Below are 18,663 nucleotides of genomic sequence, written 5' to 3' on the forward strand. Positions count from 1 at the left end.
CCCGTGCGGAGCGTCAGGCGTCACCGCCATTCAGGCCCAGGCCACCGAGCCTGCCGCCGATGGCAGCCAGACCCATGCCGTGTTCAGCATTGACCTGAGCAACCCCAGTGAATACGCCACCACCATGACCGTCAGCGTGGCCCCGGGCAGCAGCGGCAACCCCATCGAAGAAGGCGATGTGCAGACCATCACCGTCAGCGTCGATGGCACCGACTACACCCTGACCTGGGACAGCAGTGCCGGCGCCTACACCGGCGACGTCACCTTCGCCGCCGGCACCACCCGTGCCGAACTGACCCTGGTGGCGGCCGATGACGCCACCTACGAAGGCGTGGAAGGCTTCACCGTCAGCGTCAGCAACGCCCAGACCAACGGTCAGGCGCTGAACGACGCCAGTGCCGACGGCTCCATCGCTGATGAAGATGGTGATGAGCCAGGAGATCACGAAGGGGATGTGCCGGTACTGGATGTTGCTGCTGTAGTCGACACAGCGGTCGAAGGTGGGCAGGATGCCAGCTTCACGGTCACTCTGAGCAACCCGAGTGAGTACGAAACCACCATGACTATCAGTGTGGCTCCTGGGTCGACTGATCCGATTGAGGAGGGTGATGTTCAGACCATTACGGTGGATGTGAACGGAACGGATACCATACTGGTCTGGGACAGCAGTCTTGGCGCTTTTACTGGTGATATCACCATGGCTGCGGGGCAAACCGAGGCAACCCTTACTTTAGTGGCTGCGGATGATGATCTGTATGAGAAGTTGGAGAACTTCGTTGTTACCGCAAGCAATGCCCAGACCAACGGCCAGGCTATTAACAGTGATAGCGCTGATGGCAAGATTCGCAGCAATGACATGCCAATGTTGATCGCTGCTGCTGCAATCGTCTCCGAAGAGGGGCTGATTGACGGTATCAAGGACAATGTCGGTAATGTTGACACGACCGACAGTACTGAGGACTCTGGCAACGTTGGCCTTGCTAATGCCAGTGTCGCCGACTTTACATTCAGCCTGAGCGCTCCTACTGATACCCTGACGTCTGATGGTACTGCGCTGAGCTGGAGCCTCTCTGGTGATGGCCATACGCTCACGGGCAGTGCTAACGGTGCTGATATCGTGGTAGTGACTATCGATGACAATGGCGACTACGACGTCAAACTGACGGGGCACCTTGATCACACGGATCCAACCAGTGAAGACAACCTGTCATTCAATGTGGGTGTCGCGGCTACGGATGGCTCTGCAACAGCCAACTCCACTATCACTGTGACCGTAGAGGATGACTCCCCCGTCGCTACTGCCCATCAGCTGACAGCGTCCGTCACTACTGGTGATGTCAATCTCATGATCGTGTTGGATATGTCGAAGAGCATGGATGGTGATTCTGGTGTGGCAGGCTATGCCAGTACCTTGGATCTGGCCAAAGCTGCCATTAACGATCTATTGACCTACTACGGGGAAAATGCCAACAACGTCAAGGTTTCTATCGTCACCTTTAATTCGGAGTCAGAGCAGCAGGGCACCGCGTGGATGGATCTGTTGACTGCTAAAGCTGTCATCGATGGGCTGACCGCAGCAGGGGGGACAGACTACGATGCAGCCATTGCTACGCTGGAGTCGTTAGTAAGCGATAATTCTGCTGGCATGATTTCTGGTGCGAACAATATCTTGTACTTCATCTCCGATGGCGTGCCGAATGAGGACAATAATACTGGCTCTAACGGTATTGTCGGTGCTGAGGAGACTGCTTGGCAGACGTTCCTGTCTGATAACAGCATAACGGCATATGCTATCGGATTGGGTAGTAGCGCCACTAACGAATATCTGGACACTATTTCCTATGATGGCGTTACGGGGACAGATACTGATGCCATTATCGTTACCGATTTGTCTCAGTTGTCTGGCGTCTTGAAGTCACTGGTAGAAGTGGAGACTGCTACTGGTACTACCGATGGTTCTAGCTTCGGCGCAGATGGTGGCCACATCCAGTCCATAGGTTACGATGGTGTTACCTATACGTTCGATGCTGGCAGTAACACTGTCGCGACCAGTGACGGCAGTGATGCTGATTACGATACAACTTCTACCACGCTGTCGATTGATACCGAGCATGGAACCTTGGTTGTTAATCTTGTTAGTGGTAGCTACTCCTATACTCCTGACAGTGAACAGGATGCCTTACAGTCACAGGAAAACTTCACCTATACCCTTGTCGACAATGATGGTGATACCTCCAGTTCTACTTTGACTGTCACCATTAATGCTAACCAGTCTGAGCTATATGTTGGCGACAATGACGACAATACTAAAACGTCTACCTTAGGCAGTGATGTATTGATTGGCGATGTTGCCGGGGTTGTCGTCACTCCGGGAGAAGCGCCAAACTATAACGTATCCCTGATACTCGATATTTCAGGAAGTATGGTGGGGGATCGCCTGGCAAATCTAAAAGAGGCAGTAAATACTCTGCTGTCGCAGCTAGCGGATTTTGAAGGCACCATCAATCTGCAAATTGTCGCATTCAACGGTAGCGCAACAACTGTCTATAGCATTGATGACTTTGACTCGAACGAATTGTCGGATGCTCAGACTGCAGTGAATGCGCTGACGGCTGATGGCACTACCAACTATGAGGCTGCGTTCAATGCAGCCAGTGACTGGTTTAGTACTGAAGCAAGTGCTGGCTATGACAGTGGGGCTGACTACAGCAATATCTCCTTCTTCCTGTCTGATGGTGAGCCACGCAGCTACTATGACGACAGTGGCAAGTTGCAATATAGCGACAGTGTTGGCTACACCGAAGGCTTGGAGGCCTATAACAATCTTGTCAGCAATAATCAGGTTACTGTCAGTGCCATTGGTCTAAATATTGACCCTGACAGCACTTTTGGTCAGCAGCTGACCAATTTTGATAGTGATGGTAACCCTGATTATGTTGAAGATTCTGCGGATGCTGATGCCTTGACAGCTGCATTGCAGGGGGCTTTGGATGATCTGACTGAAGTACCATTAGGTAATGACACCCTGGTTGGCACTGCCGGTAATGATGTCATCTTCGGTGATACCGTCAATTCCGACAGTCTCAGCTGGGATGGTTATGCGGCTGGCACTCATGACGGGCTCGGCTACACAGGTCTGCTCGAGTATCTGACTCAGCTTAATGGAGGTACTGCGCCTACTGATGCGGAGATCCGCAACTACATCATCAACAATGCAGATGCGTTAAATGATGACACTGATACTCGTGGTGGCAATGACATCCTGATTGGCGGTGAAGGCGACGATCTGATCTTCGGCCAGGGCGGAGATGATCAGATCACCGGTGGCGCTGGTGACGACGTCATGCATGGTGGTCAGGGACAAGATACATTCATATGGCTATCGGGAGATCAGGGCTCTACCGGAGATCCTGCCAGCGATGTAGTTGCTGACTTCCATATTGCAACCAGTAGCTCGGATAGCAATGCTGATGTGCTGGATCTTTCGGATATGCTGCCAGATACCTCAGGACAGGATCTGAGCAACTACCTGCACTTTGAGACAGACTCCAGCAGTGGTTCTACTGACACTGTTCTCTATGTCAGTACATCTGGTCAGTTTGCTTCGGGTGATCACAGTCAGGCTGATCAGGTCATTACTCTTAAAGGCGTTGACCTGTCGTCTTCAGGCAGCAGCGATACTGAGATCATCAATAATCTGCTCAACAATCATCAGCTGGTGGTGGATCACAGCTAACACTTGATGTAAATCCGAGCAAAGAGCCCATGCGTTGCATGGGCTTTTTTTTGCCTGTTGGAAACATAAAGCGATCAGACTAGTTCTTTATATTTGGAGGCGAATAGTGGGATGGGTGTACTACACTTCAAAACCATAAGGAGTCCTTAAGTTTTTATTCAGAGTTTTGTTAACTCACTTTGTAATCATGTGTTTACTTGTTTTATTGACACTGTTTGTGTTGCAAATGAACGCATTGTTTTCTAGTCTAGCGATGCTGTTTATTTATTAATTCAAATGTAAATAAAGGTAATTGAGAGTAATTTTATGTTGTTGGATGAGCGTGAAGTAGTCGCTAACATGGCCAGCACTGACCCGTTGCTCGAGTGTCTGATGATATTTTGTCGTTTGCTTGGTGTATCCAAGTCAAAAGACCAACTCATTGCAGGCCTGCCTATGGAGGGAAACCGCATAGGTATCAACCTGCTTCCCCGTGCTGCGGCCCGAGCAGGGCTAGCATGCAAGATCATACAAGGTGATCTTGGTCAGATTAGCCAGCTGGTACAGCCGACGTTATTGCTCACTCAGGATAATTCAGCCTGTATTCTGGTAAGAAAGACAGCCGAGGAGGCTATCTTACTTTTTCCAGAAGATCCGCAAATGGAGGTTGCTGTTCCACTTGCCGAATTGCAAAAGAGTTATGCTGGCTATTATGTTCTACTCAAAAAAGAATATCGGTCTGATAAGAGTAATAGGGAGATATATCAGGTAAAGACCGATCATTGGTTTTGGGGGACAATTAAAAGATATAAACCCATTTATCGTGATGTATTGATCGGCAGCCTGTTTATAAATCTACTCGCTTTAGTCAGCCCACTGTTCACTATGAACGTTTATGACCGGGTCGTTCCCAACCAGGCATTTGATACGCTTTGGGTGCTGGCTCTAGGGGTCGGCATTGCCTACAGCATGGATTTCATACTGAAGAGTGTGAGAGCGCATTTCCTGGAGGTGACTGGAAAGAAGATTGATGTCGTGCTGTCGTCTAAATTGTTCGAGCACACACTCAATTTGAAAATGAAGGCTAAACCTCATTCTGTCGGGAGCTATGCTTCCAATCTGCGTGAGTTTGACTCCGTCCGAAATTTCTTTACCTCTGCTTCACTGGTTACCCTCATAGACTTCCCCTTCTCTATCATTGCTGTGCTCACGATTGGCTGGATCGCGCCAATGATGATGATAGTACCTGCGGTCGCGATGCCGTTGGTGTTTGCTTATGGTTACTTTGCACGTGTTCCGATTATGGCTGCGATGGAGCATGTCTACAGTTCCGGCTCGCAGAAAAATTCTGTTCTGGTGGAAACCCTGACAGGTCTTGAGACCGTACGTATTCTCGGAGCTGAGTCCTGGGCGCAGCGCAAATGGGAACAGGCTGTGGCCCATTCCAGTAACTGGGGAATCAAGGCCAAGGCGTGGACGTCATCGGTCTTCCATGTTTCAGCTGTCATTCAGCAGCTGGCTTCAGTCGCCACCGTTGTGTTGGGTGTCTATCTTATTTCTGACCAGAATATGACCATGGGTGGTTTGATTGCCAGCGTTATTCTGACCTCCCGAGCTATTAACCCCATGGCTCAAGCTGCAGGATTGGCCGCAAACTTTCAGCAAACCAAACTGTCTCTGAATGGTCTCGAAGAAATTATGCAGAGGCCCGTGGAGAATGACCCAGAAAGAGAGTTTGTTGAGCGTTCGCATTTTGACGGTGATGTGGAGTTTATCGACGTATCCTTCAAATACCCGACTCAAGAATACAATGCACTGGAAAAGGTCAATTTAAAGATTCGTAAAGGCGAAAAAGTAGCCATTATCGGAAAGATCGGCTCAGGGAAATCCACAATCGGAAAATTGATCATGGGTCTTTATGATCCGATTGAAGGGTCTGTCCGCATGGATGGTATTGACCTTAAGCAGGTCAGTATTGCCGATATTCGACGAAATGTCGGATATGTGCCACAAGACATCATTCTCTTTTCCGGTTCTCTTAAAGAGAACCTGCTTATTGGCTCACCTTTTGCTACCGATGAACAGCTAATCAGTGCCTCGGTTCTGGCCGGGGTGTCTGACTTTGCCAATCATCATCCCAAAGGGTTTGACATGGCCGTCGGTGAGCGGGGTGAGGGGCTCTCTGGCGGGCAGCGGCAATGCATTGGGTTAGCGAGAGCGCTAATCAACGATCCTCAGGTACTCATTCTGGATGAGCCAACCAATTCTATGGACTCCAGTACAGAGGAGCGTTTCAAAAAGCACATCAGTGTACTGCTTGAAAATAAAACGTTGGTGCTGGTAACTCACAAGTCTACGTTGCTGCCGCTGGTGGACAGAGTAATTGTGTTGCATCAGGGCAAAGTAGTGGCCGACGGACCCAAAGAAGCTGTACTGGAGGCGCTGAAAAACGGGCGCCTCAAGGTGGGTTAAGAACATGATATTTACATCTGCAGGTAAGAAAGAACAGCATTTGGAGTTTGCTTCGGATCTGGCCGAGGCTTTGCGCAATCAGGATATTGAGCGGGGCAAATGGCTGTATTGGAGTGTGATTCTGCTGATTGTGTTGGCCGTCACCTGGGCGTATTTCGCCAAGTTGGATGAAATAACCCGGGGTAACGCCAAGGTCATTCCCTCTAACCAGTTGCAGACAGTGCAGAATCTTGAAGGGGGGATTGTCTCCGAGATTCTGGTCAAGGAAGGGCAGCATGTCTCAACGGGGGATGTATTGGTGAAAATCGATGCGACCCGCTTCAATGCCAGCTTTATGGAAAACCAGCAAAAGAAAAACTCGCTGGAAGCCAAAATTGCCCGTTTGCAGGCTGAAACCGAAGGAAAGCCCTTCGTTCCTAAAGGAAGCGATGACTTCTGGAAGGAAGAAGACAATTTTTATCAGATTCGCCAGCGCTCACAGCAAGAACAGCTGAGTACGCTGCAATATCAGGTCAAACAGCGTGAACGTGAGCTGGAAGAGGCTCAGACTAAACTGGGGCAGTTGAAGCGCAGCTATGGCCTGATCATGAAGGAGCTGAATATTACCCGTCCTCTCGCTAAGCAAGGGGTGGTGTCAGAGGTGGAGTTAATTCGTCTGGAGCGTGACGCGAATGATGCCAAAGGACAGATGGATGCCCTGAGTGTCTCTATTCCGCGCCTCACTGCGGCGTTAAACGAGAATAAGCAAAAAATTGCTGAGCTGAATGTTGGCTTCCAGCGAGATGCTCAGAAGGACCTCAACGATGCGCTGACTGACTATCGGAGTCTGTCTGAAATGGGGGGGGCATTAAAAGATCAGGTGACGCGAACTACGGTTCGGGCTCCGGTTGACGGGATTGTTCAGCGTATTTTGGTGAATACCGTTGGCGGTGTAGTGCAGCCAGGTATGGATATTATCGAGGTCGTGCCGACCAAAGACACGCTGCTGATTGAAGCCAAGATCAAACCCCGTGACATTGCCTATCTGCATCCTGACCAGAAAGCCATGGTGCGCTTTACGGCCTATGACTTTTCTACTTATGGAGGTCTTGAGGCAGAGCTGGTCAACATCAGCCCTGATACCGTGCTGGATGATGTCGACCATGAATACTATTACATAGTGAGATTGCGAACGCTGAAAAGCCATCTGGGAGATGCTAATTCCCCTCTGCCAATCATTCCGGGCATGACTGCCACAGTGGATATTATGACGGGCAAAAAGTCTGTCCTGGATTATTTACTCAAGCCGGTCTATCGGGCTAAAGAGACAGCGTTAAGAGAACGATAAGAATGGATATTCTTTTCAGCCGTAATGACTCCCTTTGCCAGCGTGTTAAACAGGCACTTCATCCTTACGATGTATGGTTGGTGGAAGCGCTAGGCGAATTCAAACCTGACGTGATCTGGTTGCACCATCATGGTGAGGATGGGCTAGACAAACGTGTGGCTAATCTGAAAGACATTGTGCCTGATACTGCCATTGTGGTGCTGAGCAATGTACCCGGGAATAAAGAGGGCATGTCAGTCATCATGGCAGGCGCTCAGGGCTACATGAACAGCTTTGCTCGCCCCGATGTATTCAGACTGGTCAGAGATACGGTAGTGTCTGGCCATGTCTGGTTAGGACAGTCGCTGATGCTGGCTTTGGTGGCTCAGCTGGGCAATGTGGCCGGCATTGGTAATACGTTGAAAGAGCAGGGTCTTAATTCGCGTGAAGAAGAGTTGTTGCGTTGTCTATCGATCGGATTAAACAATCAACAAATTGCTGAGCAGCTCTCTTTGTCGGAGCAAACAATAAAAAATCAGCTTAGTGCTTTATATAAAAAGTATGGCGTGAAAGATCGGCTATCCTTAGTTTTGGCAGTCAGCAATATGCGAAGGGAAGCTGAATACAAAAGATATGGGGAGGACGCTTAAGGTGAAGACTACAAAGCCATTTACACTGACATTGCTTGCTACATCTGTGTTGATGATGGCGAGTGCAAGCCAGGCAAAAACGTTACAAGAAGTCATTAAGGAAAATATCTACACCAGTCCCTATGTGGAGCAGGCCAAGTATCAGCAACGTTCTGATGCTTCGGCAATTGATGAGGCGCGTGCTGGCTATTTTCCTAAGGTCGATGTGAGTTTTGGCTCTGGACGTGAGCACACCTATTACACCAATGGTGTGAAGGTTGATAAAACCCTTAACCGTCGTGAGGGTGCATTAACCGTTACACAAATGCTGTTTGACGGCTTTCAGACCCGCTCGGAAGTAGCGCGTGAAACGGCAGCAGCGGATGCGTCAGCCTGGAAGCTGTCAAGTGAGACTGATCGTGTGGCCTTGGAGATCGCCCGGGCTTACCTGAATGTCTATCGCCGGACACAGTTGATGCGCCTGGCTGAAGAGAACCTCGCCAAGCACCAGAATATCTATGAGCAAATTCGCCAGCGCAGCCAGTCCGGGGTTGCCTCGCAGGCAGAACTGGCGCAGGCCGAGAGCCGTTTGTCATTGGCTCAGGCCAACACGGTCTCTGCACGTAATAACCTGAGCGATGTCAAAGCGACCTATCAGCAGATCGTTGGCCAGCCTTCGGATGACGATGTGATCTTCCCAGACTTTGATAACGCATGGCTACCTCCAAGTGTTGATGATGCGGTAACTCGTGCCATTGATAACAACTACGTCCTGAAATCGGCCACATCGGATATCGATGAAGCCCAGGCACAGATCAAGTCACGCGAGAGTGCCTATCTGCCACGAGTGACTGTTGAGCTGGGACGCACCTGGAACAACAACATTGATGGTATCGAAGGTAAAGACTCTGATTATCAGGCGATGCTGAAAGTTAACTACAACCTGTTCAATGGGGGGGCTGATAAGGCTCGTCATATGGAGAGCGTTGAACAACTGGGTAAGGCCAAGGCGATTCGTGATCAGACCTATCGTGAAGTGGTAGAAAGCATGCAGCTTTCCTGGTCTGCTTATGAATGGCTGTCACAGCAGGTTCCTCATTATCAGGACCAGGTAAAAGCTGCCGATCAGACACGTGAGCTTTACAAGCAGCAGTTCAATCTGGGGCAGCGTTCCTTGCTGGACCTGCTTGATTCTGAAAACGAGCTGTTTGAAGCGCGTAACTCACTGGTGAATGCTCAGTCTGACATGCGTCTGGCGCAATATCGTATTCTTGCCGCATCCAGCTCACTGATGACCAGTGTGGAGAGCCCTGATGCAGCGCCACAACAGGCCGCCACTGAAACAGCTCAGCCTGAGGACTCAGTGCAGGGCAGTGTTGATCACAGTATGGATCAGGGTGATCAGGCGGTGCTGGCCTCTGTAGAAGGATGGCGGCAGGCTTGGCAATCCAAGGATGTAGATGCCTACCTGTCTCACTACGCCAGTAACTTTGCTCCTGAGAAAGGCAGTTATGCCGCATGGGAGAAAGATCGACGCTCTAAGCTGGCCTATCCACAGTGGATAGAACTGACGATTGGTGAGCCTCAGGTCTCTATGGTGGATGGTAAGGCGATCGTTCGTTTTGATCAGCACTATAAGGCCAATCACTTCGAAGATAACGTGGTGAAAGAGCTGACCATGGAACAGGAAAATGGTGAGTGGAAGATTGTAGAGGAACGTAGCATCTAATCTCTGCTGCATCGGAATATAGTGTTAAAAATGGCGCTTCGGCGTCATTTTTATTTTCTGCTATGCACCAGGGATCAATTATTGGAGAGGGCTACGCAATACGGTTGTGACCTTGAGGCGTCTTGAGAGCCAGCTCTTCTTTCTGGTTGGTGCCGTCACCGAAATAGCGTTGCAGGTTGTATACCTGCAGGCGTAGTTCTGCCTGTTTGATGAGCAGTCTGGGGCTATCCCATTGTGCCAGCAGGAGCTCAAGTGTCAGAGGGAGCAGCGACAGGCAGCGCTGGCGAAAGTCAGAAGGTCTGCCATAGTCGATAATGGCATCAATAAGGCCGTCATGGACCTGAAGCAAGTAGTCTTCCTGTCCTTGTTCGTCCCGAGTGAGTCCAAACAGGTGTGCCAGAGTCCGTGTTGCTTCGACATAGGCGTCAGGTACTTCCAGTGCTGATGGAGTGTAGTTTTTGTCAAAGAACAAGCGTTCCGCAGCATGATGAGCCTGAGTGTAGTGAGTCATCGCCTGGAAATAGTCAGCGGCTATATATGCTTTGCGCCCTGCTTGAATGTGGTAGAGATAAATACCTTCGTCGGCTTTACTGGCAGACATATCCTGTTCTCCTTTCACGGCAATGTGCTCCTGATTAAGGACGAATCTGCAGCCGCAAGAAAAACAAAATAATGAAAATAGTTCTCAATATCAAACTAGCTTCTCGCTACCGCAGAAGCGTGGCAGCGAGGAGGGCGTTGGCCTGTTCAGCTTAGACTAGATAGCCCACATCAGAGCCAAAGGAATGATCACCAGACTGGCAATATTCCCCAGCATGACGATTGAAGCGACCTTGGCGGGCTCCTGCCTGAATTGCTCTGCCAGCATGTAGTTCAGTACTGCAGGTGGAAGCGCTGCAAAAACGATCAGATAGGCCCACTGTTCTGCAGGCAGCGGCCATAAAGTTTGTACGACCCAGGCGAGCAACAGACCGGATGCGGGGCATGCTATTGCTCCCAGCACGCCTACATGCCAATCCTTCAGGTTGATATGGGTCAGCCGGATGCCAAGGGTGAATAGCATTAGTGGAATGGATATCTGCCCTATCATGTCGAGCGGCGTATAAAGCCATTGAGGCAAGTGTAAGCCACTAAAACTCAATGCCAGGCCCAGCAGCGTTGCCAGTGTAATGGGCATACGTAACAGTTGCCTGGGTGAGGTTCGGTGATCAAGCATGTAGATGCCCACCGTGAAATGCAGCAGCATCTCAACGATGAAGAGCACAACTGCCGCTGGCAGAGCCTTGTCTCCGAAAGCGAAAGCCAGCAACGGTATACCCATATTGCCGGTGTTGTTGAACATCATCGGAGGCAGAAAGGTCTTTAGCGAAACTCCTGGGAGCCTGCACAGCGGCAGCAGTACCAGGCCCGAGCCGAGCACAATTGCAGCTGCCATTATGGCCAGCTGCGAGTAATCGGTGAGTTGAAAGTTTTTGCCTGCAAGTACGCTGATAAGTAGGGCAGGAACGAAGAGCTCCATATTAATTTGATTCGCAACCCTGACGTCGGGACGGCGCAGGCGACCGTAAATGCTGCCAATCAATACAACAGCGACCACCGGGAAGACGGTCAGGAATATCCTTTCTAACATTAGCGTTTCACTTCCGGAGAGAGCATGTCAGGTGCCTGAATGCTCTCTTTGTTCATTGGCGAACGGCTTGCCATCCATGGATGCATCGTTCAATCCAACAACCGAAAAGCAAAGCCATGAAGGTCTGTGCAACAAATGCAGCAAGCAGACCTGGATTCCTTTCACGCTGTGAGTTCAGCCTTCTGTTGTAGCTTGGCTGCAGCGGTCGAGCAAGTAGACGATGGACTTGTAATCGACACCACTGTGATGCGAAAGGCCAATTTCGCAAGTCCGGCTGGTAGAGAAGCCTTCCTGACAATTCGCTGGGACTTGTCGTTTCAACGCGCGCAATGCCGATGCATTCAGCTCTGGCGTGGAGAAGCCTTTGTCACCTGCGAAGCCACAGCAGGTAATGTCATCAGGTATTACCACTTCCGTGGCGCAGCGCTTCATGATTTTGACCAGACGTTCTGCCAACCCCTGTCGTACCGTGCTGCAGGTAATATGCAGCATGACCGGCTCATCAACAGGAGTAATGCTCAGGTTATCGAGCACATGGCTGTCAATAAAAGCAACGGGATCATGGAGTTGCAAGCGCACATCCAGCTGTTCGCCGAGGCGCAGGGAGCATGGGCTGGTATCGCAGTAGATAGGCCATGCACCATTGTCAGTAGCTTTGAGTAGCGCAGCATTTACCTCTCTACGTTTCTGATCGGCCTGTTCAAATAATCCCTTGCTCTGGAACGGCATGCCGCAACACAGACTATCCAGCCCTTCTGGATAGATGACTTCAAACCCTGCTTTCTGTAGCAGGCGTTCAGTCATGGCGACCAGAGACTCTGTTTCCTGACTGCCTTCGGCTGGGCCCATAACGCGTGATGCACAGCTGGGCAGGTAGATTACTCTGGGCTTGTCACTTGTGCTCTGTGTTGAGTAGTGATGTTTGGAGGCTGCTGTGGGCATCGCTGGTGTCCAGAAGCCTACACTGTTGTGAGAAAGCTTGCGTACCCCCTGCGTTAATCTGGTCATGGCTGCCGTGCCCAGTATTTTGTGAGTAGCGTGGGCCGTTGCCAGAGTGAAGCGGGTGGCCGTAGTAATAGCAGCAAAATGATTGGCTATCCATGTACCTCGTGGGGCAAGACGCTGGCTTTGCTGTGACCTGATTTGGCGGGTCAGATCGCCGGTATTGATGCCAACCGGGCAGGCGGTAGAGCAAAGTCCGCAGGCGGCACATGTGCCGGTACCCTGATAATGATAATCCTGTTGTAACGCTTCCAGTCGTTGGGGGTCTTCACCTGAGCGCTGCAAACGTGCGATTTCACGCCAGATGACAATTCGTTGTCTTGGGGTGAGGGTGAGCGCCCGAGAAGGGCAGGTGGGCTCACAAAAGCCGCATTCGATACAGGTATCCACCAGAGTGTTAGCGGCAGGCAGGGGCTTGAGGTTTTGCAGGTGAACCTGAGGATCGCGATTCAGCAGGACACCGGGGTTGAGCAGATTGTCTGGGTCAAACAGCTCCTTGATTTCCCACATCAGCTGATAACCATCTGCTCCCCATTCCTTTTCAACATAGGGAGCCATATTTCGGCCAGTACCGTGCTCCGCTTTCAGTGAACCGTCGTATTTATCGACGACCAGTCTGGCGACGTCATCCATCAGGCCTTCATAGCGTTGAATTTCCTCCGTAGTATCAAAGCCCTGAGTGAAGACGAAGTGCAGATTGCCTTCCAGCGCATGGCCAAAAATGATGGCTTCATGATAGCCCCACTTATCAAACAGCTGATGAAGGTCTCTCACGGCCTCTGCCAGCCGCAGTACAGGAAAAGCGACATCTTCAATGATGACAGTGGTGCCCGTTTTTCGTACGGCGCCTACCGCCGGGAACATCCCCTTGCGAATGCCCCAATACTGGCCCGTCACTTTGGGGTCGGTACTAAAAGAAGGGGGAATAATAGGGGACAAGCCAGCTTGATCCAGTATGGTGGCTACCGCTTGCAACTGGCTTTCAAGTTGTTCTGCGCTGGTGGCGCGGCATTCAACCAGCAGCGCTGCTGCATCATCGGGCAGGGTACGCACATAGTCCGGCATACCCGGTTTATCTTGCACAGAGCGCAAGCTTGGGCGGTCCATCATTTCCACTGCGGCGACGGGAGCAGTCTTCAGTGCGGCGACGGCTTGGCATGTCGTATCCAGTGACGCGAAAAACAGCAGTCCTGAGGCCTTGTGGGCATGCTCCTCGACCGTGTGATAGGTGATTTCACTGATAAAACCCAGTGTACCCTCGGAGCCAATCATCAGATGTTGAAGGATGTCGAAGGGGTCTGTGAAGTCAATCAGTGCGTTCAGGGCATAGCCAGTGGTGTTTTTCAGTCGGTACTTATGGCGGATGCGTTCGGCGAGCATCGTGTTGGCACGAGCCTGATGTCCCAGGCTTTCCAGTGCGTCCAGCAAACTCCCATGGCTGTGCCTGAACGTGTCACGCGATTCCTGATCGCTGGTGTCCAGCTGCGTTCCATCCGCCAGAATCACCTTCATGCTTTTCAATGTGTTATAGGAGTTCTGTGCCGTCCCGCAGCACATACCACTGGAGTTGTTCGCGGCTATTCCGCCAATCATGGCCGCGTTGATGGACGCAGGATCCGGGCCGATCTTGCGTTGAAACGGAGCCAGATATTTGTTGGCCTGTGCACCAATGACACCGGGCTCCAGGCTAATGGCATGTGCCCCATCATGAATATGGTATCCCTGCCAGTTGCCGGCCAGCTGGATGAGAATCGAGTCTGTGATCGCCTGGCCGGACAGGCTGGTGCCGGCTGTGCGAAAGGTTACGGGAAGGTTGTGCTGGCGTGCTTTGCGGAGGATGGAAGATATTTGCGCTGAGGTTTTGGGGCGCAGTACCAGCTGTGGAATCAGACGATAAAAGCTGGCGTCTGTTCCATACGCAAGTAGGCGCAAGGGATCATCTATGATGCTGTCTGCAGTCAGGATGCCATCCATCTCGCTGGCAAAGGCACGGTACTCAGGTTTCATGGCTAATCACTTTATTTGTTGTTAGCAACCTCTCCCACGGAGAATGCGGAGAGCAGGCAATGCAGGATGGCTTTATTGGTATTACCAATTAACCATTGTGAATGCTGGAAGCATAGGTGCTTCAGATGATTCCTGTCAATTTAGCCGATGGCATTAGCTTACACGTGGACGTGAGTGAGTGTCTAAAGCATGAAGATTTCAAAGGGTGTATTGGTAAGACCTTTTTGTTGTATGCTCTTTCGTTACTCTGACCGCTCAATGTTGCTGATGAGCGCCATGAGTATGATGAGTTTCCAAAGGCCAACAGTGCTGGACTTTTATGGTCCTGAAGCTGTACGAATGCTTTTTAGTATCAATACTTATCCCCAATAACAAGGCGAGTCGGCGCAAGTCATGGCTTACGAACGTGTAAAACAACCCAAACTCTCTGATGTGATCATGACTCAGCTGGAGTCAATGATTCTTGAGGGAACTCTCAAGCCAGGTCAGAAGTTGCCACCCGAGCGGGAACTTGCCAAACAGTTTGAAGTATCCCGGCCTTCTCTTCGTGAAGCTGTGCAAAAGCTGGTGGCTAAAGGCCTTTTGTTCAGTCGGCAAGGCGGGGGGACTTACGTTGCCGAAGCTGTTGGAGAGTCATTCTCTGATCCACTGATTGAGTTGTTCGCCGCTCATCCTGAAGCTCAGTACGATCTGCTGGAGTTCCGTCATGCGCTGGAAGGCGTGTCTGCATACTACGCAGCCATCCGCAGTACAGAAGCTGATCGTGAAAACTTGAGACGGAAATACGAATGGTTGCAGCAGTGTCATGAGCGGAAGGAGTTTGAGCGAGAGGTAGCAGCGGATGTGGATTTCCATCTCGCTATCGCTGAGGCTGCTCACAACATGGTGCTTTTACACACTATGAGGTCGCTCTTCTCACTGCTGCAGAAGAATATTTTTGGCAACTTGAGCCAGATCTATCCTAAAACTGACTATCGCAAACAGATTCACAATCAGCATGCGATATTACTGGACGCCATCTGCAGAGGTAATCCAGAGGAGGCCAGGCGTGCAGCGCATACTCATCTGGCCTACGTTGAGGAGGTATTGCTGGAGTTCGGTAAGGAAAAAACGCGTTTGCTCAGAGCAATGCGACGTTCTGAATTGTCATGATCTGGGTTGCGTGATGTTTGCCGGAACGAGCTGTAGCTTTCTGTCCGGGCCAAACAGATGTTTTATTACACCTATCGCTCCTGATCGACTGGAGCAGGGGTCGAACAGCAGTGTCGCTGAGTTTTGTAGTCGCTGAAGGTGAGTGGCGGTTTTTCCTCTGACGTGGATCACGTCAGTAGCGTTCACCTCACTGTAACTCAGTAGATTTATGTTGTGTGCTTTTGTAGTATTACTACAAAAATAATAACAACCAGCCTGTTGCAATGCACAATGGGATAAGGCTTGTGTAGGAAAAATACACAAGTGCGGGTACAAAAAGAATTCAATATGGGGAATTCACAGTGCAAGACTTTATCGAAGATAAGGATCCTATCGAGACTCGTGAGTGGCTAGAAGCCCTTGAGTCGGTTGCCAAAAATGAAGGCGGTGAGCGTGCAACTTACCTGTTGCGACGCCTTGGCAGCCACGCACGCGAGATGGGGGTAGATGGGTTCGGCAGTCTCAACACTCCCTACATCAACACTATCAAACCCAAAGATGAAGCACGTATGCCTGGCGACCTGTTCATGGAGCGCCGTATTCGTTCTTTGATTCGCTGGAACGCTCTGGCCATGGTCATGCGCGCCAACGACAATGACGAAGGTCTGGGTGGTCACATCTCTTCCTTCTCATCCTCAGCCACTCTGTACGATGTGGGCTTCAACTACTTTTTCCGTGGGCCGGATGGTGAGCAGGAAGCGGATATGGTGTTCTTCCAGGGGCACATCTCTCCCGGTATTTACGCCCGCGCGTATCTGGAAGGTCGTCTGACTGAAGAGCAGCTGGACAACTTCCGTCGCGAAGTGGATGGCAATGGTCTGTCTTCGTACCCTCACCCTTGGTTGATGCCTGACTTCTGGCAGTTCCCGACCGTATCTATGGGCTTGGGTCCCATTCAGGCCATCTATCAGGCGCACATCATGCGCTACCTGTCAGCGCGTGACATGGTCAAGCGCGGCGATCGAAAAGTATGGTGTTTCCTGGGTGACGGTGAGTGTGACGAGCCAGAGAGCCTGGGGGCCATTTCTCTGGCTGGCCGCGAGAAGCTGGAAAACCTTATCTTCGTCATCAACTGTAACCTGCAGCGTCTGGACGGCCCGGTACGTGGCAATGGCAAGATTGTGCAGGAACTGGAAGGTATCTTCCGTGGCGCTGGCTGGAACGTCATCAAAGTGCTTTGGGGACGTCACTGGGATCCGTTGCTTGAGCGTGACGAACAGGGTCTGCTGCAGAAGCGTATGGACGAAGTCGTCGATGGTGAGCTGCAGAACTACAAGGCCAACGGCGGTGCTTACACCCGCGAGCATTTCTTTGGCAAATACCCAGATCTGAAAGATCTGGTAAAAGATCTGTCTGATCAGGACATCATGAATCTGAACCGTGGTGGTCATGACCCCTACAAGGTGTACGCTGCGTATCACGCTGCGGTCAACCACAAAGGTCAGCCAACCGTGATTCTGGCGCAGACCGTTAAAGGTTACGGTACCGGTCAGTCTGGTGAAGCGAAAAACGATACTCACTCACTGAAAAAAGTGAAGGTTGACGATCTAAAAGCCTTCCGTGACCGCTTCAATATCCCGCTGTCTGATGAGCAGCTGGAATCTGTTCCTTATTATCGTCCAGCACCTGATAGTGCTGAGCTGAAGTATATGTTCGAGCGTCGTAAGTCTCTGGGAGGTATGTATCCTGCCCGTCGTAAAGACTTCACCGCGCTGGAAACGCCGCCACTGGACTTCCTTGGCAGCCAGCTGAAAGGCACCGGTGATCGCGAAATCTCCAGCACCATGGCGTTTGTGCGTATTCTTTCCACGCTGGTGAAGGACAAGAATATCGGTTCCCGTATCGTGCCCATTGTGCCTGATGAAGCGCGTACTTTCGGTATGGAAGGTATGTTCCGTCAGCTGGGTATCTACAGCTCTGCTGGTCAGCGTTATGTGCCTCATGACCGTGACCAGATCATGTTCTACAAGGAATCAAAAGACGGCCAGATTCTCGAGGAAGGTATTAACGAGCCAGGTGCCATGTCAGCATGGATTGCCTGTGCAACCGCTTACTCCAACAGTAACTGCCCGCTGATTCCGTTCTATGTGTATTACTCCATGTTCGGTTTCCAGCGTATTGGTGACCTGGCGTGGGCTGCCGGTGACATGCAGGCACGTGGCTTCCTGATTGGTGCCACTTCTGGCCGTACTACCCTGAACGGCGAAGGCTTGCAGCACCAGGATGGTCATAGCCATCTGGTCGCCAGCACCATCCCGAACTGCGTAACGTACGATCCTACCTACAGCTACGAGCTGGCCGTGATCATTCAGGACGGTATCCGTCGCATGTATCACGAGAAGGAAAACAAGTTCTACTACATCACTACCATGAACGAAGCCTACCAGCATCCTGACATGCCTGTCGGTGCCGAAGAGGGCATCATCAAGGGTATGTATCTGCTTGAAGAGGCGAATCCTTCCAGCAAGCTGAGTGTTCAGCTGATGGGCTCGGGTACCATCCTCAATGAAGTGCGTGAAGCAGCCAAACTGCTGCGTGAAAATTTCAATGTCGATGCCAATATCTGGAGCGCTACCAGTATGAACGAGCTGCGCCGCGACGCGCTGGACTGTTCGCGCTGGAACCTGCTGCATCCTGAATCAGAGCCTCGTGTTCCATATGTGACCGAGTGCCTGAACAAGTTCAATGGCCCGGTAATCGCCTCTACTGACTACATGAAACTGTACTCTGATCAGTTGCGTGAGTTCGTTCCACATCGCTTTAAAGTACTGGGTACTGATGGTTTCGGCCGTTCTGATACCCGTAAGAAACTCCGTCACTTCTTTGAGGTTGACCGTTACTTTGTTGCCATTGCTGCTCTTAAAGCACTGGCGGAAGAAGGCAGCATCGACGTCAGCGAAGTATCACGTGCCATCAAGCTGTTCGGTATCAATCCCGACAAGTTGAACCCGGTAACGGTTTAACGCTAGCACTTGAAACGGA

The 18,663-nt window shown here is 51.0% G+C and carries 10 protein-coding genes; 7 read left to right on the forward strand and 3 right to left on the reverse strand.

Going from position 1 to position 18,663, the window contains the following annotated elements; translation table 11 throughout:
* The 5 genes from WH50_RS18925 to WH50_RS18945 form a co-directional block, all read left to right on the forward strand.
* A partial coding sequence (locus WH50_RS18925; protein WP_116453728.1) for a VWA domain-containing protein occupies positions 1–3,736 on the forward strand: 3,736 nt, incomplete at its 5' end.
* A gap of 306 nt (positions 3,737–4,042) precedes the next feature.
* Complete coding sequence (locus tag WH50_RS18930) at positions 4,043–6,187, forward strand: type I secretion system permease/ATPase (protein ID WP_110188867.1); 2,145 nt, start codon at positions 4,043–4,045, stop codon at positions 6,185–6,187.
* Between the two features lie 4 nt (positions 6,188–6,191).
* Entirely contained in the window at positions 6,192–7,514 is a 1,323-nt protein-coding gene (locus WH50_RS18935) for an HlyD family type I secretion periplasmic adaptor subunit (protein ID WP_110188868.1), read from the forward strand.
* Between the two features lie 2 nt (positions 7,515–7,516).
* Positions 7,517–8,143, forward strand: a complete 627-nt coding sequence (locus tag WH50_RS18940) for a response regulator transcription factor (RefSeq protein WP_110188869.1) — start codon at positions 7,517–7,519, stop codon at positions 8,141–8,143.
* Between the two features lie 52 nt (positions 8,144–8,195).
* Positions 8,196–9,851 carry a TolC family outer membrane protein gene (locus WH50_RS18945; protein ID WP_165838481.1) on the forward strand — a complete coding sequence of 552 codons (1,656 nt, stop codon included), beginning with the start codon at positions 8,196–8,198 and terminating at the stop codon, positions 9,849–9,851.
* 91 nt (positions 9,852–9,942) lie between these two features.
* Here WH50_RS18945 and WH50_RS18950 read toward each other — a convergent pair whose 3' ends face one another.
* The 3 genes from WH50_RS18950 to WH50_RS18960 form a co-directional block, all read right to left on the reverse strand.
* Positions 9,943–10,452, reverse strand: a complete 510-nt coding sequence (locus WH50_RS18950) for a hypothetical protein (RefSeq protein ID WP_110188871.1) — start codon at positions 10,450–10,452, stop codon at positions 9,943–9,945.
* A 156-nt stretch (positions 10,453–10,608) separates the two neighbouring features.
* On the reverse strand, positions 10,609–11,481 hold the full coding sequence (locus WH50_RS18955; RefSeq protein WP_110188872.1) for an AEC family transporter: 873 nt from the start codon (positions 11,479–11,481) through the stop codon (positions 10,609–10,611).
* Positions 11,482–11,655: 174 nt separating this feature from the next.
* Complete coding sequence (locus WH50_RS18960; RefSeq protein WP_110188873.1) at positions 11,656–14,490, reverse strand: FAD-binding and (Fe-S)-binding domain-containing protein; 2,835 nt, start codon at positions 14,488–14,490, stop codon at positions 11,656–11,658.
* Between the two features lie 393 nt (positions 14,491–14,883).
* Between WH50_RS18960 and pdhR the strand changes: the two genes are divergently transcribed.
* Both pdhR and aceE read left to right on the forward strand, forming a co-directional pair.
* Complete coding sequence (gene pdhR / locus WH50_RS18965; RefSeq protein ID WP_104152975.1) at positions 14,884–15,642, forward strand: pyruvate dehydrogenase complex transcriptional repressor PdhR; 759 nt, start codon at positions 14,884–14,886, stop codon at positions 15,640–15,642.
* Between the two features lie 341 nt (positions 15,643–15,983).
* The gene (gene aceE / locus WH50_RS18970) at positions 15,984–18,644 is read left to right on the forward strand and encodes a pyruvate dehydrogenase (acetyl-transferring), homodimeric type (RefSeq protein WP_110188874.1); all 2,661 of its coding nucleotides are present in this window, start codon (positions 15,984–15,986) and stop codon (positions 18,642–18,644) included.
* Positions 18,645–18,663 lie beyond the last annotated feature (19 nt).

The sequence above is a fragment of the Pokkaliibacter plantistimulans genome (assembly GCF_003194385.1).
GTDB classification, from domain to species: domain Bacteria; phylum Pseudomonadota; class Gammaproteobacteria; order Pseudomonadales; family Balneatricaceae; genus Pokkaliibacter; species Pokkaliibacter plantistimulans.

Coding starts and splice junctions, on each gene's coding strand:
- WH50_RS18950 (WP_110188871.1), bottom strand. CDS start 10,452: ATGTCTGCCAGTAAAGCCGACGAAGGTATTTATCTCTACCACATTCAA.
- WH50_RS18935 (WP_110188868.1), top strand. CDS start 6,192: ATGATATTTACATCTGCAGGTAAGAAAGAACAGCATTTGGAGTTTGCT.
- WH50_RS18940 (WP_110188869.1), top strand. CDS start 7,517: ATGGATATTCTTTTCAGCCGTAATGACTCCCTTTGCCAGCGTGTTAAA.
- WH50_RS18955 (WP_110188872.1), bottom strand. CDS start 11,481: ATGTTAGAAAGGATATTCCTGACCGTCTTCCCGGTGGTCGCTGTTGTA.
- WH50_RS18945 (WP_165838481.1), top strand. CDS start 8,196: ATGATGGCGAGTGCAAGCCAGGCAAAAACGTTACAAGAAGTCATTAAG.
- pdhR (WP_104152975.1), top strand. CDS start 14,884: ATGGCTTACGAACGTGTAAAACAACCCAAACTCTCTGATGTGATCATG.
- WH50_RS18960 (WP_110188873.1), bottom strand. CDS start 14,490: ATGAAACCTGAGTACCGTGCCTTTGCCAGCGAGATGGATGGCATCCTG.
- WH50_RS18930 (WP_110188867.1), top strand. CDS start 4,043: ATGTTGTTGGATGAGCGTGAAGTAGTCGCTAACATGGCCAGCACTGAC.